This window comes from Methylobacillus draconifructus, assembly GCF_045984355.1.
In the GTDB taxonomy this organism is placed as follows: domain Bacteria; phylum Pseudomonadota; class Gammaproteobacteria; order Burkholderiales; family Methylophilaceae; genus Methylobacillus; species Methylobacillus flagellatus_A.
The window spans coordinates 388,540-411,085 of the sequence record NZ_JBJQII010000003.1; the positions used below are offsets into that span (position 1 = coordinate 388,540).

At 57.6% G+C, this 22,546-nt stretch carries 20 protein-coding genes; 13 read left to right on the forward strand and 7 right to left on the reverse strand.

The genetic code is table 11. From position 1 onward, the window contains the following. Window positions 1-2: 2 nt before the first annotated feature. On the forward strand, window positions 3-641 hold the full coding sequence (locus ACJSDX_RS08325; protein ID WP_309564762.1) for a response regulator: 639 nt from the start codon (window positions 3-5) through the stop codon (window positions 639-641). Between the two features lie 249 nt (window positions 642-890). Here the strand turns inward: ACJSDX_RS08325 and ACJSDX_RS08330 are convergent, their stop codons facing one another. The 3 genes from ACJSDX_RS08330 to ACJSDX_RS08340 all read right to left on the reverse strand — a co-directional run bounded on the left by ACJSDX_RS08330 (window position 891) and on the right by ACJSDX_RS08340 (window position 4,008). After that, window positions 891-1,532 (reverse strand): response regulator, encoded by a 642-nt coding sequence (locus ACJSDX_RS08330; RefSeq protein WP_309564761.1) that lies wholly within the window; start codon window positions 1,530-1,532, stop codon window positions 891-893. After that, window positions 1,529-2,887, reverse strand: a complete 1,359-nt coding sequence (locus tag ACJSDX_RS08335; RefSeq protein ID WP_407994306.1) for an ATP-binding protein — start codon at window positions 2,885-2,887, stop codon at window positions 1,529-1,531. Before ACJSDX_RS08335 ends, ACJSDX_RS08330 begins: the two co-directional genes overlap by 4 nt. A 314-nt stretch (window positions 2,888-3,201) precedes the next feature. Further along, a complete protein-coding gene (locus ACJSDX_RS08340) occupies window positions 3,202-4,008 on the reverse strand; it encodes an inositol monophosphatase family protein (protein ID WP_309564759.1) in 807 nt (268 codons plus the stop codon). Window positions 4,009-4,127: 119 nt separating this feature from the next. On the opposite strand from ACJSDX_RS08340, the gene ACJSDX_RS08345 reads away from it, so the two are divergent. The 10 genes from ACJSDX_RS08345 to fdx all read left to right on the forward strand — a co-directional run bounded on the left by ACJSDX_RS08345 (window position 4,128) and on the right by fdx (window position 12,320). Continuing rightward, window positions 4,128-4,880, forward strand: coding sequence for an RNA methyltransferase (locus ACJSDX_RS08345; protein WP_407994307.1), 753 nt, complete (start codon window positions 4,128-4,130; stop codon window positions 4,878-4,880). Between the two features lie 40 nt (window positions 4,881-4,920). Beyond that, a complete protein-coding gene (gene cysE, locus ACJSDX_RS08350; RefSeq protein ID WP_407994308.1) occupies window positions 4,921-5,673 on the forward strand; it encodes a serine O-acetyltransferase in 753 nt (250 codons plus the stop codon). Window positions 5,674-5,773: 100 nt separating this feature from the next. Then, on the forward strand, window positions 5,774-6,244 hold the full coding sequence (iscR, locus tag ACJSDX_RS08355; RefSeq protein ID WP_309564756.1) for a Fe-S cluster assembly transcriptional regulator IscR: 471 nt from the start codon (window positions 5,774-5,776) through the stop codon (window positions 6,242-6,244). A gap of 15 nt (window positions 6,245-6,259) precedes the next feature. Then, window positions 6,260-7,405 carry a cysteine desulfurase family protein gene (locus tag ACJSDX_RS08360; protein ID WP_407994309.1) on the forward strand — a complete coding sequence of 382 codons (1,146 nt, stop codon included), beginning with the start codon at window positions 6,260-6,262 and terminating at the stop codon, window positions 7,403-7,405. A gap of 11 nt (window positions 7,406-7,416) precedes the next feature. Beyond that, entirely contained in the window at window positions 7,417-8,634 is a 1,218-nt protein-coding gene (locus ACJSDX_RS08365) for an IscS subfamily cysteine desulfurase (RefSeq protein WP_407994310.1), read from the forward strand. Window positions 8,635-8,757: 123 nt separating this feature from the next. Further along, window positions 8,758-9,159, forward strand: coding sequence for a Fe-S cluster assembly scaffold IscU (iscU, locus tag ACJSDX_RS08370; RefSeq protein ID WP_309564753.1), 402 nt, complete (start codon window positions 8,758-8,760; stop codon window positions 9,157-9,159). Between the two features lie 12 nt (window positions 9,160-9,171). After that, window positions 9,172-9,495: an iron-sulfur cluster assembly protein IscA gene (iscA, locus tag ACJSDX_RS08375; protein WP_309564752.1), complete on the forward strand. Its 324-nt coding sequence runs from the start codon at window positions 9,172-9,174 to the stop codon at window positions 9,493-9,495. A 68-nt stretch (window positions 9,496-9,563) separates the two neighbouring features. Continuing rightward, window positions 9,564-10,097, forward strand: coding sequence for a Fe-S protein assembly co-chaperone HscB (hscB, locus tag ACJSDX_RS08380; RefSeq protein WP_407994311.1), 534 nt, complete (start codon window positions 9,564-9,566; stop codon window positions 10,095-10,097). Between the two features lie 9 nt (window positions 10,098-10,106). Then, the gene (gene hscA / locus ACJSDX_RS08385; RefSeq protein ID WP_407994312.1) at window positions 10,107-11,975 is read left to right on the forward strand and encodes a Fe-S protein assembly chaperone HscA; all 1,869 of its coding nucleotides are present in this window, start codon (window positions 10,107-10,109) and stop codon (window positions 11,973-11,975) included. A gap of 3 nt (window positions 11,976-11,978) precedes the next feature. Further along, window positions 11,979-12,320 carry an ISC system 2Fe-2S type ferredoxin gene (gene fdx / locus ACJSDX_RS08390; protein WP_309564749.1) on the forward strand — a complete coding sequence of 114 codons (342 nt, stop codon included), beginning with the start codon at window positions 11,979-11,981 and terminating at the stop codon, window positions 12,318-12,320. Window positions 12,321-12,337: 17 nt separating this feature from the next. On the opposite strand, the gene ACJSDX_RS08395 is transcribed toward fdx, so the two are convergent. Together ACJSDX_RS08395 and ACJSDX_RS08400 are read right to left on the reverse strand one after the other, a co-directional pair. After that, complete coding sequence (locus tag ACJSDX_RS08395; protein ID WP_407994313.1) at window positions 12,338-15,739, reverse strand: bifunctional diguanylate cyclase/phosphodiesterase; 3,402 nt, start codon at window positions 15,737-15,739, stop codon at window positions 12,338-12,340. A 102-nt stretch (window positions 15,740-15,841) separates the two neighbouring features. Then, a complete protein-coding gene (locus ACJSDX_RS08400) occupies window positions 15,842-17,203 on the reverse strand; it encodes a porin (protein WP_407994314.1) in 1,362 nt (453 codons plus the stop codon). 539 nt (window positions 17,204-17,742) lie between these two features. Between ACJSDX_RS08400 and ACJSDX_RS08405 the strand changes: the two genes are divergently transcribed. Both ACJSDX_RS08405 and ACJSDX_RS08410 read left to right on the forward strand, forming a co-directional pair. Next, window positions 17,743-18,408, forward strand: coding sequence for a carbonic anhydrase (locus ACJSDX_RS08405; protein ID WP_407994315.1), 666 nt, complete (start codon window positions 17,743-17,745; stop codon window positions 18,406-18,408). Window positions 18,409-18,446: 38 nt separating this feature from the next. Further along, window positions 18,447-20,006 carry a SulP family inorganic anion transporter gene (locus ACJSDX_RS08410; protein ID WP_407994316.1) on the forward strand — a complete coding sequence of 520 codons (1,560 nt, stop codon included), beginning with the start codon at window positions 18,447-18,449 and terminating at the stop codon, window positions 20,004-20,006. A gap of 61 nt (window positions 20,007-20,067) precedes the next feature. Here ACJSDX_RS08410 and ACJSDX_RS08415 read toward each other — a convergent pair whose 3' ends face one another. Both ACJSDX_RS08415 and lysS read right to left on the reverse strand, forming a co-directional pair. After that, a complete protein-coding gene (locus tag ACJSDX_RS08415) occupies window positions 20,068-20,625 on the reverse strand; it encodes a bactofilin family protein (protein WP_407994317.1) in 558 nt (185 codons plus the stop codon). A 381-nt stretch (window positions 20,626-21,006) separates the two neighbouring features. Continuing rightward, complete coding sequence (gene lysS, locus ACJSDX_RS08420) at window positions 21,007-22,545, reverse strand: lysine--tRNA ligase (RefSeq protein WP_407994318.1); 1,539 nt, start codon at window positions 22,543-22,545, stop codon at window positions 21,007-21,009. Window position 22,546 lies beyond the last annotated feature (1 nt).

Consider the following 22,546-nt stretch of genomic DNA (forward strand, 5'->3'; position numbering starts at 1 on the left):
ACATGGCTCAGAAAATACTGTTGGCAGACGACCACGCAGTAGTGCGTAGCGGTTTACGCACCTTATTGGAAAACGCGGGCTACCAGGTGACCGCCGAGGCGGAAAACGGCGAGCGCGCTTGCACGCTTTGGCAGGAACACCACCCCGACCTGGGGATTCTCGATTTGGACATGCCCGGGATCGGCGGATTGGAAACCCTGCACCGCATCATTGCGCGCGATGGCAATGCCCGCCTCATCATCTTCAGCATGCACAACGACAATATCTATGCAGCGCGCGCCATGCAGGCTGGCGCCAAGGGCTATGTCGTCAAGACCGACGCGCCGGAAGTATTGCTGGAGGCGGTGAAGCAAGTGTTGCGCGGCGGACGCTACATCGGCCACGAACTGGCACAGCACCTCGCCATGGACCGCTTCACGCCGACCGAGAATCCATTGGAAAAACTCTCCCCGCGGGAGTTCGAAGTGTTCCGCCGGATTGCCGAAGGCGTTTCCTTGACCGGCATCGCGGAACAATTGCACATCGGCTATAAGACCGCCGCCAACATCCAGACACAGGTAAGGCAGAAGCTCAACGTGCAAACCACGGGGCAACTGGTGCATATGGCGATACGCTTCGGCATTACCCAGCAGCGGGATTGAATTGATTCAAGGCAAAAAAAAACCAGGTGTCAGCCTGGTTTTGATACATCCTTAGTGGTATGGAGTTGAACAACAGGCTTGATGGGGAAACGTCTTGCTGAAAAATCCAAGCTGTTAGGTAGCATCCTATGCCCAAGCGGTTGAATCAGCCAGCGCATTAATTCCCCAAAAACACCAGGAATTATTCCCGACAATGACAAAATCTTGCGCTTTTCGGGAAGGTGTTTCGAGAAACCCGGGAATCATGCTTCAACCTTCAATTACGCCATGCTTGATAGCGAGCCGGACCAGCTCGATTGGGCTGGTGATGCCTAATTTCTGCTTCAGCAGCGTCTGGTAATTCGCTACGGTTTTCTGGCTGATCTTCAGGATAGTGGAAATCTCCTCTATCCCCTTGCCCGCGGCCAGCAAGCGGAATACTTCAAACTCGCGTGCGGACAATAAGCGCGTAGGATCGTCACTACCTGAAAGCGTTTGCAACGCAATCTGCTGGGCAATGCCCGGGCTCAAGTATCCCTTGCCCTGTGCCACTTCGCGCACCGCCTGGACCAGATCGTCCGCCGCGCCGGACTTGGCAACATAAGCCCTGGCGCCCGCCCCTAAAGCCTGTGATGCAAACGCCGCATTCTCATGCATGGAGAAAATAATCACACGGGCCTGGGGATAACGCGCAATGATGCGCCGCAAGGCCTCCAGCCCGCCCATACCCGGCATGGACATATCCATCACGACGACGTCGGGCACATGCTCGCCATAGAACTGGTACGCCTGCTCCCCGCTGTCCGCCTCGGCAATGACCTCCACGCCGTCATTTTGCTCAAGCAAGCGCCGCAGACCGGAGCGGACGACCTCATGGTCGTCCACCAACATGACGCGAATATTCACACTCATTGTTTATCCCCTACTGATTCTTGTAATGGCAATTCGACGTCGACGCGCGCGCCGGCAGCCAAAGCGCTTTCCAATGAGAAACGCCCTCCCAGGCCTTCCACGCGCTCCCGCATGCCCGCCAGCCCAAAACCGGATGGCAACTGGGCAGTATTGAATCCTCGCCCGTTATCCTCAACCGTAATCCTGAGCATAGCGCCCTCGATACTGATCCGTATATCCACCTGGCTGGCATGGGCATGCCGGGTCACATTGGTCAGGCACTCCTGCACGATGCGATAGACCGCGATAGCCGTCGTCTCATCCTGGACGTCGTCGAGACGCTCGGGAATGTCAAAACGCACTTCAACCTGCTGGTTACGCTGCTTCCAGGTATTCACCAGGTCTGTCACGGCAGTGCTGAGCCCGAACGCATCCAGGCCCGATGGACGCAACCTCTGCAGCATGTCATGCACGATATCCATCATCTGCCGCGCCACTGCGCTGATGGCTTTGGCGCTTTCCTTGGCCCCTTCGATATTCTTGGCATTGAGGATAGCGGAAGCATCCACATGCACGGCCGTGAGGTATTGCCCGATTTCATCATGCAGGTCGCGAGCCAGGTTCTTGCGTTCGTCCTCCTGCAGGCGGATCATCTGCTGTGTGAGCTTATGATTGTTGTGAATGCTCGTTTCAAGCGTCTCGGCCATGGCATTGAACTTCCGGCTGATGCCAGCCAGCTCCGGCAGCTCAAACTCCGGCAGCCGAGCTTTGAGGTTGCCACGCTCCAGCTCATTCAACGCCGTCATCACGCTGTCGACAGGCCGCATCGCGCGTCCCACCGCCCAATACACCAACGCATTGACGGCTACAAAGAAGATCGCGACCAGCAGCAGCAGCCCCATGATATCGCCCAACACTTCCTGGATTTCATAGCTGGGATCGGGGGTGACGACCAACTCGCCGATCATGCGGCCGCTGACAAAAATCTTGCGGCGGATTTCAGGCATGGCCGGGGAAATGAATCCCATGGTCCGTACCAGCCAGGAGGTTGGCTCCTGCTTGTCGCCTTCGATATTGCTGTCCCGCAGGCGCCCGTTCGCATCAAAAAACTCGATGCGCAGGTGCCGGACGTTTCCAAGGCTGTGCAACCGGAACATGGAATTGGAGTTTTGGCCATCAGTCTCGCGCAGCCAGGCGAAGTCGGAGGTGTAATGCAGTATTTCCGCATCCAGCAGGTGCATGGCCAGCGTAGCGGTGGATTGCACTTCCGCACGCACGTCATCCCGCGCGTTATGGACCATCATGATTGCAGCAAGCAACAACACCGATGCCAACAGCAGGGTAATGATCAGGTTGAGACGTAATTTTAGGTTCATCGGCGAACTTGATTGAGCAGGAGGTTGCGGGTGATTGCGCAATTTAAATCAGTTCTCCGAAAACAGAAACGGGAAAAAGTCCCGACACCTATCCATTCAGCACGAAATTTGAATGAACATTTCCCCCTGCCCAAGTGACACATTCCTACAGCCACCGGCCTGCTCACTCTCTAGAATGACTCCCAGAAGTTAAGAGTTCACTCCATGTTCTTTGCAACTTCTCCATAGTGTAATGCCAGCGTGAAAACTCACGCTGGCTTTTTTCTTTTATGGATATGTAGATTTGAAATGGGCAACATCCGCTGCCCTGGACATTACTTTTTCTTGGTCTTCAACTCTTCGGTCAAATGCGGCGCCAGGACCTGCAGCATCTGTGCGAACACCTTGGGGTTGGCGGCCACGATATTGCCGCTTTCCAGGAAACCCTCGTTCCCCTCGAAATCCCCGACCAAGCCGCCTGCTTCGTGTACCAGCAAAGCGCCAGCCGCAATATCCCAGGTAGAGAGGCCGATTTCCCAGAAGCCGTCGAACCATCCGGCCGCGACATAAGCCAGGTCAAGCGCGGCAGAGCCGGGGCGGCGCAAGCCGGCGGTTTTCTTCACCATATCCTTGAACATGCCGAGGTAAGTCTCGAAATGGGTGAAATCGCGGAACGGGAAACCCGTGCCGATCAGGGAATCCTGCAACTTGGGACGGTTGGTGACGCGGATACGCTTGTTGTTCAGGAAAGCGCCGCCGCCGCGAATGGCCGTGAACAGATCGTTCCGGCTGGGATCGTAGATGACCGCACGCGTGATCTGACCCTTTTGCCTCAAGGCGATCGAAACGGAATATTGCTGGAAACCATGCAGGAAATTGGTCGTGCCGTCCAACGGATCAATGATCCAGACGTTTTCCGCATCCTCGTCCTGCTTGCCGCTTTCCTCGCCAAAAAACCCATGGTCAGGATAGGCGTTCTTCAGCACATCAATAATGGCCGCCTCGGCAGCATGGTCGATTTCACTGACGAAATCGTTGTAATCCTTGCTGCGCACCGTCAGGGCCCCGACATCCAGGGAGCCACGATTGATAATATCGCCTGCACGGCGGGCGGCCTTGACCGCATTGTTCAACAAATGCATAGATTCTTTCCGTTATCGATGTCCCGGCAGGCCGGGCTGGTTTTAAAGAACAAGTGGCAAATGTGCTTTTTTGAGCACAAGGCCTAAACTGTTAAAATGATATTTTAAGCTTTATTGCTATGACCTCCAAACCCAACCTGCTGCAACAAATCCGTATCGTGCTCTGCCAGACAAGCCACCCCGGCAACATAGGGGCCGCTGCGCGTGCCATGAAGACCATGGGATTGTCACGGCTCGTGCTGGTCAATCCGAAATCGTTCCCTCATGCCGAGGCGACCGCCATGGCATCGGGCGCGACGGACGTCCTCGATAGCGCCCAGGTATGCGCAACCTTGGCGGAGGCATTACACGGCACGACGCTTGCCATCGGCATGAGCGCACGCAGACGCGAACTTTCACATGCACTGGTCTCAGCGCATGCTGGCGTGCAACGCGCGATTGACGCAGCCCACGGCGCCCCTGTCGCCATTGTGTTCGGCACGGAAATGAGCGGGCTCTCCAATGCGGAACTCGACCATTGCCAATTACTAGCCATGATTCCCGCCAACCCGGAATACTCCTCGCTCAACCTTGCGGCTGCCGTGCAGGTCATCAGCTATGAACTGCGCATGGCGGCCTTGGACAACCCGCAGCCAGCCAGCACCGAATCCGCCCCATTGGCCACCAGCGACGAGGTCGAGCGTTTCTACGCGCATCTGGAGCAGGTGCTCGTCGAGATCGGCTTTCTGAACCCTGCCCAGCCCAAGCGCCTGATGCAGCGATTGCGCCGCATGTATGGCCGCGCAGGGCTGGAAAAGGAGGAAGTCAACATCCTGCGGGGCATACTCAGCGCCACGCAGACGCCCCATCCGCCAAGATCGCCATCCCCTTGAGACATCACGCTTGCATCCAATTTCAGAGTAAAATAGTAGGATGTTCAGCAAAATCAAAGAAGATATCAGCGTCGTATTCGAGCGGGACCCTGCTGCACGCACGCGCTGGGAAATCCTCACCACCTATCCGGGCGTACATGCCCTGCTCATACACCGGGTCTCGCACCGGCTCTGGCGGCTGCGCCTTTACTGGCTGGCCAGGCTCAGCTCGTATATCGCACGCTGGTTCACCGGCATTGAAATCCATCCCGGCGCCGTCATCGGCCGGCGTGTCTTCATCGACCACGGCATGGGGGTGGTCATCGGCGAGACTGCCGTGATCGGGGACGACTGTACCCTATACCACGGCGTCACCCTGGGCGGCACCTCATGGAACAAAGGCAAGCGCCATCCCACGCTGCTGAACGGCGTCGTGATCGGCGCGGGGGCGAAAGTACTCGGCCCGATCACGATCGGCGCCAAAGCCAAGATCGGCTCCAATGCCGTTGTCGTCAAGGACATTCCGGACAATGCCACCGCGGTCGGCATTCCCGCGCGCATCGTCGACCAGGAGCAGCCACGCCAGCAGGACAACATGGCGGAAAAGATCGGCTTTGCCGCCTATGCCGTCAGCGAAAACATGAACGACCCATTGAACAAGGCCATTCATGCCCTCATCGAACATATCGCCTACCAGGACAATCAACTGCAGGAGGTCAAGCAGCAGTTGGCAAAACTCGGTGCAGACATCGAAACGGATGCCGAAGTCGGGCACGCTTTCGATGTGAACTACATCAACAAAATAGTTGACTAAAGTGTTCAGGTATTCTAGAATTCCAGTCTAGAAATCCGTCGTGAAAAAGCCGCGCCAACCCAGTAATGGCGCGCCATCCGAACAACTTTAGGAACTGAACATGCGATTAACCACAAAAGGCCGTTTTGCAGTGACTGCGATGCTGGATCTGGCCCTCAACGAAGAGGAAAAGCCGGTCACTCTTGCTGGCATCAGCGAGCGCCAAGGCATTTCCCTTTCCTACCTAGAACAGCTTTTCAGCCGCCTCCGCCGCAACGGCCTGGTAAAGAGCGTGCGCGGCCCAGGCGGCGGTTACCGCTTGGCCAAAAACCACCATGACATTTCCGTATCTGACATCATCACCGCCGTGGATGAGCTGATCGACGCCACCCAGTGCGGCGGCAAGGAAAACTGCCACGAAGGCAAGCCGTGCATGACGCACGACCTTTGGTCCAGCTTGAACGCCAAGATACTGGAATACCTCTCTGGCGTTGCGCTTGCCGACTTGGTGGCTTCGCAGCGTGAAGGCAAGGAAATCCGCTTCACGGTGCGCCGCGAAACCTCGCGCTCGCAGGTACAGGTCGCGGCCTAGGCCAAGGATTGCAACATGCGCCCGGTCTATTTTGACAACAATGGCACCACAGCCCTCCACCCCTCGGTGTTGCAGGCCATGTTGCCATATTTGTCTGAACAGCAAGGCAATGCCACCAGCCGCCACATCTACGGCCGCTCGGCGCGCAATGCCATCGACCAGGCACGCGAACAGGTAGCGGATGCCGTTGGCGCGCACCCTTCACAAGTGATCTTCACCAGCGGCGGCACCGAGGCCGACAACCTTGCCATCACGGGCGTAGCCAATGCCTTGGGCAAAGGCAGGATTGCCGTCAGCAGCCTGGAGCACCCAGCGGTATCCCGGCCGGCCGAAGCGCTGAGGTGGCAAGGCTGGGAGCTTGACCGGATTGCCAGCAACCAGCATGGGCAGGTTGAAAAAACCTCGCTGGAATCCATATTGAAAAATAAGACCGACATGGTCTCGGTCATGCTGGCGAATAACGAGACTGGCGTGGTCCAGGATGTTGCCGGCCTGGGCGAGCTTGCACGTGCGCACAAGGCTTACATGCATACCGATGCAGTGCAGGCACTGGGCAAGATGGACGTGGACTTCGGCAGCCTCAATGTGCATGCCATGAGCCTGTCGTCACACAAGATCAATGGCCCGCAAGGCGCCGGCGCATTGATCCTGGACAAGCGGATTGATATCCAGCCGCTACTCTACGGCGGCGGACAGGAAAGAGGCTTGAGAAGCGGCAGCGAAAACATCGCCGCGATCGTGGGCTTTGGCGCCGCCTGCGAGCTGGCATCCGTGGAAGCGCGGCAACGCCGCAGCGAATTGGCCTTCCTGCGCGAGCATTTGGAGCAAGGCATCCGCAAGCTGGATGCGATTATTTTCGGCGCAGGAGCCGAGCGTTTACCCAATACCAGCTTTTTTGCCTTTAACGGCATTGAAGGCGAAACCCTGGTGATGGCATTGGACAAGCAAGGGTTTGCGGTTGCGAGCGGTTCGGCCTGTTCCAGCGACAATACCGAGCCCAGCCATGTCCTGCTGGCCATGGGCGTCCAGCCGGATACCGCCCGTGGCGCGATCAGGGTCAGTCTGGGCACGAATAACGACATAGATGAGGTCAACGCCTTCCTGCAAGCGCTGGAACGCGAACTCGCAAGATTGAGAAAGTTAACTGCTATCGCAGTTTAGGAAACCGGAAAATGACAGTACGCACGCCAATTTATCTGGATTATTCAGCCACCACCCCGATCGATCCACGGGTGGCGGAAAAGATGATCCCTTACCTTACCGAGCACTTCGGCAATCCGGCCTCGCGCAGCCATGCCTTCGGCTGGACAGCGGAAAAGGCCGTGGAAAACGCACGCGAGGAAGTAGCCAAGCTGGTGAACGCCGACCCGCGCGAAATCGTCTGGACTTCGGGCGCGACCGAATCCAACAACCTGGCGATCAAGGGCGCGGCCAATTTCTACAGCCCCTCGAAGGGCAAACATATCATCACGGTGCAAACCGAGCACAAGGCAGTGATCGATACGGTGCGTGAGCTTGAGCGACTTGGCTATGAAGCGACTTATCTGATCCCAGAGCCCAACGGCCTGGTCGACCTGGAAAAATTCAAGGCGGCCTTGCGCCCGGACACCGTGCTGGCGTCGGTCATGCTGGTCAACAACGAAATCGGCGTGATCCAGGATATCGAAGCGATCGGCAATATCTGCCGCGAGCAAGGCGTGATTTTCCACGTGGATGCCGCGCAGGCGACCGGGAAAGTGCATATCGACCTGCAAAAGCTGCCTGTGGACCTGATGAGCTTCTCCGCCCACAAGACCTACGGCCCCAAAGGCATTGGCGCCCTGTACGTGCGCCGTAAGCCACGCGTGCGCATCGAGGCTCAGATGCATGGCGGCGGCCACGAACGCGGCATGCGTTCAGGCACGCTGGCAACGCACCAGATCGTCGGCATGGGCGAGGCTTTCCGTATCGCCCGTGAGGAAATGGATAGCGAGAACGTACGCATTCGCCAGTTGCGCGACAGGTTGCTCAAGGGCTTGCAGGAAATTGACGAGGTTTACGTCAACGGCGATCTCGAACACCGCGTCGCCCACAACCTGAACATCAGCTTCAACTTTGTCGAGGGCGAATCGCTGATCATGGCGGTCAAGGACATCGCCGTTTCCAGCGGTTCCGCGTGCACCTCGGCCAGCCTGGAGCCCTCTTATGTCCTGAGGGCGCTGGGACGCTCCGACGAGTTGGCGCATAGCTCCATCCGCTTCTCGATCGGGCGCTTCACGACGGAAGAGGATATCGATTACACCGTGCAACTGATGAAAGGCAAGATCGGCAAGCTCCGCGAATTGTCCCCGCTTTGGGAAATGCATCTGGAAGGTGTGGACCTGAACACAGTGGCGTGGGCAGCGCATTAGGGAATACCCAAGGCAACAAGTTGGTTGGCCACACAGGTGGCAAGATTGATAAATGCACCTGCCAATGTGCAACGCTAGTGACTCAATAACAGCGGCATATTGGCAATATTGAGGAGTAGAAAAATGGCTTATTCAGACAAAGTACTCGACCACTACGAGAACCCACGTAACGTAGGTTCTCTGGACAAGAACGATCCCTCTGTCGGCACCGGCATGGTAGGTGCTCCTGCTTGCGGCGACGTGATGAAACTGCAAATCAAGGTCAATGACAACGGCATCATCGAGGACGCCAAGTTCAAGACTTATGGCTGCGGCTCCGCGATTGCATCCAGCTCGCTCGTGACCGAGCTCATCAAGGGCAAGTCCCTCGACCAGGCGATGGAAATCAAGAATTCCGACATCGCACAAGAGCTGGCGCTGCCTCCAGTCAAGATCCATTGCTCCGTGCTGGCAGAAGACGCCATCCGTGCAGCAGTGGCGGACCTCAAGGCCAAACGGGGCGTCAAGGACGAGCAGGCAGCCTGAAGGAGGTCATGCATGGCAATTTCGCTGACAGAAACTGCAGCCAAGCGGGTGCAGAAGTTCCTCGCCAACCGCGGCAAAGGCGTCGGCCTGCGCCTGGGCGTCAAGACGACGGGCTGTTCCGGTATGGCTTACACCCTGGAATTCGTTGACGACATTCATCCGGAAGACCTGGTGTTTGAAAGCCATGACGTCAAGGTGATCGTCGATCCGAAAAGCCTGGTCTACATCGATGGCACGGAACTGGATTTTGCCAAGGAAGGCCTCAATGAAGGCTTCAAGTTCAACAACCCGAACGTGAAGGACGAATGCGGCTGCGGTGAAAGCTTTACGGTATAGCCAGCTTTCCCATGTCGCTGGCGGCCAGCAGTAGCCTGGCTGCCTCTCCTGTTCAATCTCCACCCTTTATGTTCAATATACAGCAGAACCACTTTGAGTTATTTGGCTTGCCAGCCCGGTTTGCCGTGGATATGGCGTTGCTGGACCAGCACTACCGAAAACTGCAGACAGAAGTGCATCCCGACCGTTTCGTGGCGGCCTCGCCCAACGAGCGCATGCAATCCATGCAGTGGGCAACCCAGGTCAACGAGGCCTACCGTACCCTCAAGCACCCAACGTCGCGCGCTCGGTACCTGCTGCAATTGCAAGGGGTGGACACTGAGGAGGAAAGCAACACGGCCATGCCCGCCGACTTCCTCATGCTGCAAATGGAGTGGCGTGAAGCAGTGGAAGAAGCGTTTGACGAGGGCGACGTCACGGCCCTGGACGCCCTGCTCAAGGACATGCGCGAACAGGCCAAGATTCTGGAACAGGCGCTGGCCGACACGCTGGACCGGCAACATGCATGGCAGGAATCCGCTGACATTGTGCGCAAATTGAGTTTCGTCGACAAGATACGCAGCGATGTCGAACTTAAGATAAGCAAACTGGAAGACGAGTAACGGCAAGCTATGGCTTTACTACAGATATCAGAACCCGGCATGAGCACTGCGCCGCACCAGCATCGCCTGGCGGTGGGCATAGACCTGGGCACGACCAATTCCCTTGTCGCGACGGTGCGCAGCGGACTGAGCACGGTCTTGCTGGACGAAGCCGGACATGCATTACTCCCTTCCGTCGTGCACTACACCGCCGACGGCCAGATCGAGGTAGGCCACCCTGCCCAGCTACAGCAAAGCCAGGACCCGCAGAACACTATCGTATCGGTCAAGCGTTTCCTCGGGCGCGGCCTGGGTGATATCGGGGATACCAACCATCTGCCGTACCGCTTTGTTGAAATGCCGGGCATGGTGCAAATTGAAACCCGCGCCGGGATCAAGAGCCCGGTCGAGGTTTCCGCCGAAATCCTGAAAACGCTCAAAACGCGTGCCGAGCAGGTCCTTGGTGGAGAACTGACCGGCGCCGTCATTACAGTGCCGGCCTACTTCGACGATGCCCAGCGCCAAGCCACCAAGGATGCCGCCCGCCTTGCCGGGTTGAACGTGCTGCGCCTGTTGAACGAGCCGACGGCGGCCGCCATCGCCTATGGCCTGGATAATTCCTCGGAAGGCATTTACGTCATCTACGACCTTGGCGGCGGCACTTTTGACGTTTCCATCCTGCGCCTGACCAAGGGCGTTTTCGAGGTACTGTCGACCAACGGCGACTCCGCGCTTGGCGGGGACGACTTCGACCGCCGCATATTCTGCTGGATATTGGAACAGGCGCGCCTGCAGCCCCTCAATCCTGCCGATACGCGCCTGCTGATGACCAAGGCCAAGGAAGCCAAGGAATGGCTCACCGAGCATGCAAGCGCCAATATCACCGCCGTGCTCAGTGATGGCGAAATAGTGAACCTGACCCTGGGCCAGGCGGAATTCCACAGCCTCACTCAGCAACTGCTCAACCGCACCTTGACCCCGATACGCAAAGCATTGCGGGACGCCTCGCTGGCGGTGGAGGACGTGAAGGGCATTGTGCTTGTCGGCGGGGCGACCCGCATGCCGCAAGTACGCCAGGCCGTCACCGGCTTTTTCGGGCAGGAACCCTTGACCAACCTGGACCCGGACCAGGTCGTCGCGCTCGGGGCCGCCATCCAGGCCAACATCCTCGCGGGCAACCGTCATGACGACGAACTGCTGCTGCTGGACGTTATCCCGCTATCCCTCGGGCTGGAAACCATGGGCGGGCTGGTCGAGAAAGTCATTCCTCGCAACTCCACCTTGCCTATCGCGCGCGCGCAGGATTTCACTACTTTCAAGGACGGCCAGACGGCCATGAGCATCCACGTTCTGCAGGGGGAGCGCGAGCTGGTGACGGATTGCCGCTCGCTGGGCAGGTTCGAATTGCGCGGCATCCCACCGATGGCGGCAGGCGCGGCACGCATTCGCGTGACGTTCCAGGTCGATGCCGACGGGCTGCTCTCGGTATCGGCGCAGGAACAGGCCAGCGGCGCCCATGCCAATATCGTGGTCAAGCCGTCCTACGGCCTGAGCGAAGACCAGATCACCAGCATGCTGCAAGCCTCCTTCACATCTGCGGAAGCGGACAAGCACGCCCGCGCGTTGCAGGAAGCCAGGGTCGATGCCGCCAGGCTGCTGGAAGCGATCGAAGCAGCCCTGCGCCAGGATGGCGCCGCGCTGCTGAACGACGAGGAAAGAACCGAGATCGCCGCGCAAATGGAAAACCTGCGCAACTGTGCGCGACAGGAGGACAGCGACGCGATCAACCAGGCCGTCGATGCCCTCAACCACGCGACGGAAACCTTTGCCGCGCGCCGCATGGATGCCTCGGTCAGGCAGGCGCTTGCCGGGCAATCACTGAATACTCTGGAACTCTAGGCCATGGCAAAAATTACTGTTCTTCCCCATCCGGAATACTGCCCTGAGGGCAAGACGTTCGAAGCGCAGCCGGACAGGTCAATCTGCCATAACCTGCACAAGCAGGACATTGAGATCGACAGCGCATGTGGCGGCGTATGCGCCTGCACCACTTGCCATGTCTATATCCAGAAGGGTTACGACTCGCTATCCGAGCCTGAGGAAATAGAGGAGGACATGCTGGACCAGGCTTGGGGGCTTAAACCCAATTCCCGCCTTTCCTGCCAGGCCATCGTCGGGGACGAGGATATCGTGGTGGAAATACCGATCTACTCCCTCAACCTGGCCAAGGAGCCGCCCCACTAGCCGGAACCATCCCCGGCTCAGGCCTCGGCCAGCCCGGGCTCCTCAAGCTGCAAACCACGGATATGGGTGCGCCCTGCGCGCCGCGCCGTGTCAAAGCGCAGCATGCCGAGGAAATCCTCCCCCGCGAGTGGACGGCTGAAGATATACCCCTGCAGCTGGTCGCATCCCTGCCCCCGCAGGAATTCGAGCTGCGCCTGGGTTTCCACTCCTTCGGCCACCACATTGATCTTGAGGCTGTGCGCCATGGCGATGATGGCCTGCGTAATCGCCATATCGTCGCTATCCTGCGGGATGTCGCGCACGAAGGATCGGTCGATCTTCAACGAATCGATGGGGAAATGCTTGAGATAGCCCAGCGATGAATAACCGGTGCCGAAGTCATCGATCAGCACATGGCTGCCCAGGTCGCGGAAATGCTGCAGCATCTGGCTGGCGCGTTCCGCATTCTGCATGATCATGCTCTCCGTGATTTCCAGTTCCAGGCAATCCGGCGTGAGGCCGCTTTTCTCCAATGCATTGCTGATCGCCTTGTGCAGGCTGTCCTCGCGGAACTGCCGCGCGGAAATATTCACGCCCACCCGGACCGGACGGCCTGCAATTGCCTGCCAGCGGCAGGCGTCGCGGCATGCCTGTTGCAGCACCCATTCGCCGATCTCGATAATCAGGCCGGTTTCCTCGGCAATTGGGATGAAGTCCTGGGGAGACACCAGGCCGAGCTCTGCGCTATGCCAGCGGATCAAGGCTTCCGCGCCGATGATGCCCTGCTCGGCCAGGTCCAGCTTGGCCTGGTACAGCAAGGTGAATTCGTTGCGTTCCAGTGCGCGACGCAGGCTGTTTTCCAGCGTCAGGCGGCTGACGCTGCTGGCGTTGCTTTCCGCGGAATAAAAATGGAAGGTGTTCTTGCCGTCGTCCTTGGCGCGGTACATGGCCATGTCCGCATTCTTGAGCAGGGAGAAGATATCGACGCCGTCCTCGGGATAGACGCTGATGCCGATGCTGGCGCTGATGTACAGCTCCTGCTGCATCAGGATGAACGGCTGCGCCAGCGCATGCATGATCTTGCGCGCCACGCCAGCCAGGTATTGCTGCTCGGTGAAGTCCTCCACCAGCACCACAAACTCGTCCCCGCCCTGGCGGGCAATGGTATCCGTCTGCCGCAAGCACTCCCTCAACCGGCTCGCCGCCTCCTGCAGCAGCATGTCGCCGGCCTGGTGGCCCAGCGTGTCATTGATGATTTTGAACCGGTCGAGATCGATGAACAGCACCCCGATCCGCTGCTGATAGCGCTGCGCCCGCAACAAGGCCAGGTCGGTGCGCTCCTGTAGCAATGCGCGATTGGGCAGGCCGGTCAGGCCGTCATGCGTGGCGAGGAACTGCAGCCGCTCCTCGGATTGCTTGCGCTGGCTGATATCCGTCAACACCACGACGTAGTTCTGCAAGATGCCGTTACTATCGTGCACGGTGCTGATGGACACCCATTCCGGGTAGTATTCGCCGCTCTTTTTGTGGGCGAGCAATTCGCCCATCCATTTCCCATCCTGCTGTACCAGGCTGCCGATCGTCTGCCCGCCGTCGCCGGGCTCATCCAGCAGGGACAAGCGCACGCCGATGCAATCCCCGCGTTCACATCCGGTCATGTCCAGGTAGGCCTGGTTGACCTCCAGGATATTGAGGTCGCGATCCGCGATCAGGATGGCTTCGCTGGTATTGTCAAACACCTGCTTGGAGAGGTTGAGGCTGGCTTCCGCGGCCTTGCGGGCGGTGATGTCCAGCATCACGCCGAGCAATTCCTGCGGCTTGCCGAACCGGTCAGGGATGACGCGCACGATATCCTGCAGCCAGACTACTCTGCCGTCCGCGGCCAGCATCCTGTATTCGAATACATGGTCCTTGAGCTGCTGGGTTTCCCAGGCGCAGAAGTCGACCACCCACTCCCGGTCGTCCGGATGCATGGTCTCCGCCCAGAAACCGGGATTGCCCGTCCATTCCTGTATCGGGTATCCCAGCAGGCTTTCTGCCTCCTGGCTGACGAAAGTGAAGGCCGCATCCGGCGTCGCCCGCCACACCACGGCCTTCACGGACTCCACCAGCTCGCGATATTCCGCCCGGCTTTGCAGCAAGGCCTCCTCCGCCTGCTTGCGGCTGCTGATATCGATGATCAGCACCACGACGCGCTCGCTGCCGTCACGATAGTTGGCCGCCGCCACCTCGATCGGGATGGGCTTGCCCGACTTGCTGATCGCCATCGCTTCATAACGGCTCGGCGTATATTCGCCGCGGATGCGTTGCGCATAATGCTGGGCCACGCGCTCGCGATCGCTCGGATGGATCAGGCTGAGGAAGCTTGAACCCATCGGGATGTCACGGGCATCGTATCCGCCAATTTTCCATAGGGCCTCGTTGGCGTAGATGATCTTGCCGTCCTCGATCACCACCACGCCTTCGCCGGCATCGGACTGGGCATTGCTCAGCGCGTTGTAAAGCCCCAGTTGCCGCCTGAGCTGCTCATCCGCATGCAGGCGCCCAACATGCAGGCCCGACAAGCCCACGCCTATCGACACGGTCACCAACGCAAACATCCAATAATTGAACAAGGCCGCATTGCTAATTTCCATGCTGAAATAGCCGTGGTAGCCTCCACCGCCCCACAAGGCCGTCATGACGATCAACAGGGAGGCTACGGCCGCCCCCCGTTGATGAAAACTCAACGCCGCCCAGATCACCAACGGAAAGACCAGGAACGCCTTGGCTTCCAGTTCCCCTGCCTGGGACAACAGGTCATTGAACGCGAGGAAGCACAAGCCCAGCAGCATGCCGGCCAAAGCGACGGCTTCCAATACCCTAGCCTTGGTCCAGCGGATAGGCTCGTAGTGGAAGCAAGCCAGGACGGCAGGCGTCAACAGGATAATGCCCAGGGCGTCCCCCATCCACCACTGCAGCCAGGTGACATACAGGTCCGGGCCCTGCACGACGTCGAATAACTGCAGCACCAGGCTACCCAGGCTTGCACTGAGCAATGGGCTGAAAACCGCGCCTACCAGCACCATCCCCATGAGGTCGCGCAGGCGCGTCATCGCAGGCTCGAACCTGAGGTAGCGCTTGAGGATGTAGTAGCCTGCGACAGCGCCGGTGAGCGCGCCGGTGCCGACCAAGAGCGCTGCGGCGAAGGGCAGTCCGGCACTATATTGTGTCGCCACCACCCCGAACAGCAATCCGGGAAGCATGCGCGCCCCGCCCAGGATCAATACCGCCAGCGCAAACCCGGCGGGCGGCCAGATGAAGGTGGAAAAGGTGGCGGGCGTCCCGAGCTGGATGGTGCTATGCCCGAGGAGGAAATATCCCAGGGCTATCGCCACCGAGATCAGCAAATATCGGATCGGCCTGGTTCGTTGAGCAGACTGGTGACTTGATATATACATAATCTACGCATTGTAGTAGTAAATTCCTACAACTGCGGTTAAAAATCTTTCAACAAATAAAAAGCCCGCGCATGGCGGGCTGAAGCGTGTGTTGAACCGGTTTTAGAAGTTGTATTGCAACTGGAATCGCAATATATCGGTGTTGTATTTCGAGTATGGCGCGGTCGCCAGGTTGTTGCGGTCCAGCTTGGAGTAATAAGCCGTGAATTCGATCTCCGGCACAGGCTGCCACTCGAAACCGGCTTCCCAGTCATTGACATGGTTCTGCGGCGCGTTGGTCTCGAATTTCTGCGCGCCGTCAAAGTACTGCCATTTCACGAACGGGATCATGACGCCGTAGCCGTAGAAATCCTTGATCCGGTACATGGCCTGGATGTAGCCGCCGTTGAGAGATTTTTCCTCAACCATGGTGCCCGCGTCGTTCAGCGAAGGCCCCTTGCCCCAGTTCCATTCCGCCTGCAGGCCGAAAGGCTGAGGATACAGCACAGCGTGAACGCCAACGCGCTGATCCTTGAAGCCGTCGGTCTTGGAATCTGCCGCCACCGTGCCGCTTCTGCTCGGCTTGAAGGTGCCGTAAATCCCCTGGATACCCGCTTCGAAAATCTGTCCATTCTCGAACTTGACCGGATAAGTGAAACGCGAGACCAAATGCAGATTGTCGTTGTTCTCGGAGCGGTTGGCGCCGGTGCCGTTGTAGGCGCCGAAGGCGAATACGCCGTAGTTGCCCGAGCCTTTCAGGCCGCTGTCCACGAGGTACTTGAACATCTCCTGCTTGTCTTTCGGCGTGTAGTAGTAGAACACGCCCAGGTCACGCTCATCCTTACAGCAACTGTTCAATGCGTCGTTACGGTCAAGCGCGATACGGTTCTGGCTCGACTGCAGGTTCTCGAAGCTGTAGGGAATCTTGGATTGGCCGACACGCAAACGGTGTATCCGGTCCTTGGTCAAGTAGATATCGCCGTAAGCGTCGCGCAACTGAGCAATATTGCCAGTACCATCGCCTGTACGGCTGGCAAAATCTGGCTGGATATAATAGGACAGGCGCTCGCCAATATCGCCGAAGAAAATCAGGCGCATACGGCGGATCAGGAAGTTGGTGTTATCCCCAATCGAGCGGTCCGCCTGGTGGGCAATCTCCTTGTCGCCGCCGATGATGGGGTTGCTGCGGATCTGCATGTAGCCCCGCACCTTCATGGTGTCAGCCCAGCTCTTGCCGGAACTGGAAGGCTTTGGCGCAGGCGCCATGGCGATCTTGTCGAGCTTTTCCTCCAGCTCTCTTTGCCTCAGTTCCAGCTCCTGCTTCATTTCAACCAGATCGATGCTGGCAGCGTTCTCGCTCTTGGCCTCTGCTGTGCTATCAACTGGTTTGAAGGTTCCCATTTTCACCCGGTTAGGTCCGGGTTCGGAGAAAATCTGTTTGGTCGTGGAGTCCACATACAACTCCAACACTTGAGCATCCGCCATTGCAGTGGCTGATGTCGTTGCCAGCATTACTGCTGTCGCTAAGGCTTTGCGGGCCGTTTTCCCTGTTGTCATCGCAATCACTTTACAATCCATGCACTTATTTTATTTAGGACTATGTATCAGAACTTGATACTTGCTCATGGCGGCAAGACCGCCTATCGCTGATGGAGCTTGGCTTCCAAGGCAATATGGCGTGCAGTATGTGGTTGCAATGTGACTGAATGATGTACTGAAAATGACAGTTTTATGACATACAGGTAAATTCCGGCATCAAAAAAGAACTAGAAAACCTCCTTCCTTTCCATTATTTTCATCAAACCGTCATGGTTTAACTGCATGATGCGATGAAATTTTTGCCAAATCCTTTCATAAACTTACATTTCTTTACAATAAGTTTTTTATAGAAACAATAAAATTTACCTATAATAATCATATTTATACGGAACAAAATAATTCCGATCCTGTCTTTCATAAGACCGTTTACCCATACATCATCTATTAATACGATAAATTTTTAACTTAGCAGGGGAAGTAAAAACATGTACAAACACCCACTAAAAGACCGCGACAAAATGTCGCCGCAAGAAGCCATGGCCATCCTGCTGGAAGGCAACGAACGCTTCACCCAGAATATTTCGGCCCACCGGGATTTGCTTAACGTAGTGAACATCACCAAGGACAAGCAGCATCCTTTTGCCGCCATCCTCAGTTGCAGCGATTCACGCACCTCGACAGAATTGATTTTCGATCAGGGCCTGGGCGATCTTTTCAGCGTGCGCTTGGCAGGGAACATTGCCTCACGCAAGGCGATTGGCAGCCTGGAATACTCATGCAAATACCTGGGCAGCAAGCTGATCGTCGTGCTTGGCCATACCAATTGCGGCGCAGTCAAGGCAGCCTGCGACGGTTTCTCCGGCGGCCATATCGGCGAAATCACCAAGATGATCTTTCCTGCCGTCGAAGCTGAAAAGCAGACCAAGGAAAACCGCTCATCCTCGAACGATGCCTTTGTCGGCCATGTGTGCGAACTCAACGTCAAAACCCAGATCGACACCATCTGGAACTCCAGCGACATCCTGCGAGAGCTCTTGAACAAAGGCGAAATCGGCATTGTCGGCGGCGTATACGACCTGGCCACAGCCAAGGTGGATTTCCCCGAGACCTACCAGATATTCAGCGCAGACCATCCCTTGGTGCAGAACTAGGCGAACCGCGACTACCTCTTTCTCAGGATTAAACTAGCATGACAACTCAAAGCAATACGGCTGAAGTAAAAGCGGGCAGCCTCAGCAAAGACTTCTTTGCCTCCATTGTGGTGTTTCTGGTGGCAGTGCCATTATGTCTTGGCATCGCGATTGCCTCAGGCCTCCCGCCGACAGCCGGCATCATCACGGGCATTATCGGCGGACTGGTGGTCGGCTCGATTTCGGGCTCCCCGTTGACCGTTAGCGGCCCGGCCGCCGGGCTGGTCGTGATCGTGGCCGATATCGTCGCCGAGTTCGGCCTTGCCATTTATGGCGTGATCGTTCTGGCTGCGGGCTTTGTGCAGATTCTCGCCGGCGTGTTCAAGCTGGGGGTTTGGTTCCGCGCCATCTCGCCCGCAGTGATCCATGGCATGTTGGGCGGTATCGGCATACTGATCATCGGTTCGCAATTCCACATCATGCTGGATCGCGACCCCTTGTCGAGCGGCATCAAGAATCTGCTGGACATCCCCAACGGCCTGCTGGAAACGTTCGAAACGCACGGCGGCAATATCTATGCCGCCATCACCGGCATCATCACCATCGCCTCCATCGTCCTTTGGACGCGCTATGCCCCTGCACGGCTCAAGCTGATTCCAGGCGCGTTGATCGGGGTCATCTTGGCGGTGATTGTCGCCAACCTGTTCAGCTTCGACATCAAGTACCTCACCGACCTGTTCGACGGCCCCACCAACCTGCAGAACATCCTGGGCACCATCATTACCCCCACGATGAGCACTGTCGAGGCATCCATGACAGCCGGCGTGCTGCTCGCGGTCGTGTCGCTCGCCTTCATTGCCAGCGCGGAGTCCCTGCTGTCTTGCGCAGCAGTCGACCAGATGCACCAGGGCGCCCGTACCAAGTACGACCGCGAGCTGATGGCGCAAGGCGTGGGTAACGCCATTTGCGGCTTCCTCAGCGCGCTGCCGATGACAGGGGTGATCGTGCGATCCAGCGCCAACGTCGAAGCAGGCGCCACCACCCGCGTTTCCACCATTCTGCACGGCTTGTGGCTGCTGCTGTTCATCAGTATTTTCCTGTTTACACTGGAATACATCCCGGTCGCCACCCTGGCCGGTGTACTGGTTTACACCGGCTACAAACTGGCCTACCCCAAGGTGGCCAAGGAGCTGCTGGCTTACGGCAAGGCCGAACTTGCGATCTACATCATCACCATCATCACAATTGTCAGCTTCAACCTGCTGGCAGGCGTCGTGACCGGCCTGGCATTGTCGATTGCAAAACTGCTGTACGTGTTCTCCCATGTCTCCATCAAGGCAGAGCACCAGCCCCACAGCAAGCAAACCACGCTGCACCTGAAGGGCTCCGCCACGCAGCTCGGCATCCCCAAGCTGGTTTCCGTGCTGGATCATCTGGAAGCCGGTCGCGATATCCATGTGCAGTTTGATGATCTCGAATACATCGATCATGCATGCATTGAGCTGCTCAATGGCTGGCAAAAGCAGTATCAGATGACTGGCGGCAATGTCACTATCGAATGGGATAGCCTGATTGGCAAATACCACGCCAAGGAGGCGGCGGCTGCCAACGGCATTTGATAGCTTGAGAAGACAATAAAAAAGCCCCTGACGGGGCTTTTTTATTGTCTCGGGGCACCGCCTATGCAGACTGGATACGCTTGACCTTGCTATTGCCTTCATCCGCAGAGAGGGAAGCGATATCGCCAGACAGCTCCCCTCCTTCTTCAATCAGGATCTTGCCATAACGGATTTTCCCGCTCACACGGCCGGTGGAATGAATGATCAGCTGGCTGCGTGCCGTCAACTCGCCTTCGAAATTGCCATGGACCTCGGCCACATCAATGCCCACCTTGCCGGAGAAAGCACCATGCTCCGCGATCTGGATCACACGGCTATCCATCGTAGCTTCGACACGCCCTTCCACCACGAGAATGTCGCAGTCCTGAATCTCGGCCCCCTTCAACTTGACGTCGGGCCCGACGATCAGGCGGCTGCCGGTCTGGGCATCGGCGTGTACGCCTGCTGCCGATGACGTCTCGGGCTTGGAGGCGGAAGCCGCGGTATTCGTGACTGGCGTGGCCTGGTAAGGCACCGAGGTGGTTTCCGGCTTGCTATTCAAGGGAGTAGAAACTGGATTGACGCTGGAGCTGCTTTGGGGAGTAGAAGTGCGGTTGAATAGACCTTGCTTGTTTAACATGGAAAAAACCTCTCTATTGATGACAGACAGGCTTATTTGATCAATAAGCCAAGACCATCGACAGTCAGCAAGGTATATGCCACGCAATATTAATTGTTCATAATCAAATTATTATGAAAATAAATTCATATTCAACAAGAGATTGCTGCTCAAAATGTCGCTGATGTACGACATCGCGGGCCTCGCCATCTCAGCGATCCAGCATGGTGAGGATTAAAGCCGTATGGGATACAGGCGACAAACAACGCTATATCAGCCGTGCGGCCACGGCAGCTGAAAAGCGTCATTGAGTCCTACAAATAAAGCGCTTGTCGCTGACAGACAACAATTGCGGAACTATGCAAGCAATAAAAAAGGCCGGTATGACCGGCCTTGGCAAGGTTAGTGTTCCGGCCGCATATGCGGGAACAGGATCACGTCGCGGATGCTGGGGCTATCGGTCAACAGCATCACCAGGCGGTCGATGCCGATGCCGCACCCGCCTGTCGGCGGCATGCCGTATTCGAGCGCGCGGATGAAGTCCGCATCGTAATACATGGCCTCGTCATCCCCGGCCTCCTTGGCAGCCACCTGGGCATGGAAGCGCGCCGCCTGGTCTTCCGCATCGTTCAGTTCCGAGAAGCCATTGGCGATCTCGCGACCAGTGATGAACAGCTCATACCGTTCCGTGATCGCAGGATCGGTATCGGATGCGCGCGCCAACGGCGAGACTTCGACCGGGTAATCGATGATATAGGTGGGGTCCCAGAGCTGGCTTTCTGCCGTCTCTTCAAACAAGGCCAGCTGCAAGGCGCCCAGGCCAAGGTGGGCAAACGCCTCCACGCCGAATTTCTTCAGCTCCTGGCGCAGGAAAGCCTGGTCGCTCAATTGCTCCAAGGTGTATTGCGGCGCGTATTTCTGGATCGCGCCGACAATGGTCAGCCGCTCGAACGGCTTGCCCAGGTCGAGCTCGCGTCCCTGGTACTCCACCACGGCAGAACCGCAGGCAGCGATCGCCGCAGCGCGGATACAGCTCTCGGTGAAGTCCATCAGCCATTTGTAATCCGTGTAGGCCGCATAGAATTCCATCATGGTGAATTCCGGGTTGTGGCGCACGCTCAGGCCTTCGTTGCGGAAGTTGCGGTTGATCTCGAACACGCGCTCGAAGCCGCCCACAATCAAGCGCTTGAGGTAGAGCTCGGGCGCAATCCGCATGTACATCTGCATGTCCAGCGCATTGTGGTGCGTGATGAACGGCTTGGCAGCCGCCCCGCCGGGAATCGGATGCAGCATGGGCGTCTCCACTTCCAGGAACTCGTGGCTGAGCATGAAGGCACGGATCGCCGCGACGATCTTGCTGCGCGCCACGAAGGTCTTGCGGGTTTCCTCGGAAACGATCAGGTCGACATAGCGCTGGCGGTATTTGGTTTCCTGGTCTGCCAGGCCGTGGAATTTTTCCGGCAAGGGACGCAGGGACTTGGTCAGCAGGCGCAGTTCGCTCACCTTGACGGAAAGCTCGCCGGTCTTGGTCTTGAACAGGGTGCCGCGTGCCGCGATGATGTCGCCCAGGTCCCACTTCTTGAAGGCGTCGTAGGTTTCTTCGCCGACATTTTCCCTGGTGACGAACACCTGGATGCGGCCGCTCTTGTCCTGCACCGTGGCGAAACTGGCCTTGCCCATGACGCGCTTGAGCATCATGCGGCCGGCGATCGCCACGCCCAGCGCCTGGGATTCCAGCTCTTCGCCTTCGACCGGGTCGTAACTGTCATGCAGGCTTTGCGCGGCATGCTCGGGCTTGAAGTCGTTGGGGAAAGCCACGCCCTGCTCACGAATCGCCTTGAGCTTCTCGCGGCGCTCGGCGATCACATGGTTTTCATCCTGCTGCGCGCTGGCTGCTTCAGCTGCTTCATTCGCCGTCTTGGAATTTTGTGCGTCACTCACC

What these genes read in the sequence shown, in the direction of transcription:
- ACJSDX_RS08410 (WP_407994316.1), top strand. Translation starts at nt 18,447, where the DNA reads ATGACAACTCAAAGCAATACGGCTGAAGTAAAAGCGGGCAGCCTCAGC.
- iscA (WP_309564752.1), top strand. Translation starts at nt 9,172, where the DNA reads ATGGCAATTTCGCTGACAGAAACTGCAGCCAAGCGGGTGCAGAAGTTC.
- iscR (WP_309564756.1), top strand. Translation starts at nt 5,774, where the DNA reads ATGCGATTAACCACAAAAGGCCGTTTTGCAGTGACTGCGATGCTGGAT.
- ACJSDX_RS08405 (WP_407994315.1), top strand. Translation starts at nt 17,743, where the DNA reads ATGTACAAACACCCACTAAAAGACCGCGACAAAATGTCGCCGCAAGAA.
- ACJSDX_RS08325 (WP_309564762.1), top strand. Translation starts at nt 3, where the DNA reads ATGGCTCAGAAAATACTGTTGGCAGACGACCACGCAGTAGTGCGTAGC.
- ACJSDX_RS08365 (WP_407994310.1), top strand. Translation starts at nt 7,417, where the DNA reads ATGACAGTACGCACGCCAATTTATCTGGATTATTCAGCCACCACCCCG.
- iscU (WP_309564753.1), top strand. Translation starts at nt 8,758, where the DNA reads ATGGCTTATTCAGACAAAGTACTCGACCACTACGAGAACCCACGTAAC.
- cysE (WP_407994308.1), top strand. Translation starts at nt 4,921, where the DNA reads ATGTTCAGCAAAATCAAAGAAGATATCAGCGTCGTATTCGAGCGGGAC.
- ACJSDX_RS08400 (WP_407994314.1), bottom strand. Translation starts at nt 17,203, where the DNA reads ATGGCGGATGCTCAAGTGTTGGAGTTGTATGTGGACTCCACGACCAAA.
- ACJSDX_RS08345 (WP_407994307.1), top strand. Translation starts at nt 4,128, where the DNA reads ATGACCTCCAAACCCAACCTGCTGCAACAAATCCGTATCGTGCTCTGC.
- hscB (WP_407994311.1), top strand. Translation starts at nt 9,564, where the DNA reads ATGTTCAATATACAGCAGAACCACTTTGAGTTATTTGGCTTGCCAGCC.
- ACJSDX_RS08415 (WP_407994317.1), bottom strand. Translation starts at nt 20,625, where the DNA reads ATGTTAAACAAGCAAGGTCTATTCAACCGCACTTCTACTCCCCAAAGC.
- ACJSDX_RS08360 (WP_407994309.1), top strand. Translation starts at nt 6,260, where the DNA reads ATGCGCCCGGTCTATTTTGACAACAATGGCACCACAGCCCTCCACCCC.
- ACJSDX_RS08335 (WP_407994306.1), bottom strand. Translation starts at nt 2,887, where the DNA reads ATGAACCTAAAATTACGTCTCAACCTGATCATTACCCTGCTGTTGGCA.
- ACJSDX_RS08330 (WP_309564761.1), bottom strand. Translation starts at nt 1,532, where the DNA reads ATGAGTGTGAATATTCGCGTCATGTTGGTGGACGACCATGAGGTCGTC.
- hscA (WP_407994312.1), top strand. Translation starts at nt 10,107, where the DNA reads ATGGCTTTACTACAGATATCAGAACCCGGCATGAGCACTGCGCCGCAC.
- ACJSDX_RS08340 (WP_309564759.1), bottom strand. Translation starts at nt 4,008, where the DNA reads ATGCATTTGTTGAACAATGCGGTCAAGGCCGCCCGCCGTGCAGGCGAT.
- fdx (WP_309564749.1), top strand. Translation starts at nt 11,979, where the DNA reads ATGGCAAAAATTACTGTTCTTCCCCATCCGGAATACTGCCCTGAGGGC.
- ACJSDX_RS08395 (WP_407994313.1), bottom strand. Translation starts at nt 15,739, where the DNA reads ATGTATATATCAAGTCACCAGTCTGCTCAACGAACCAGGCCGATCCGA.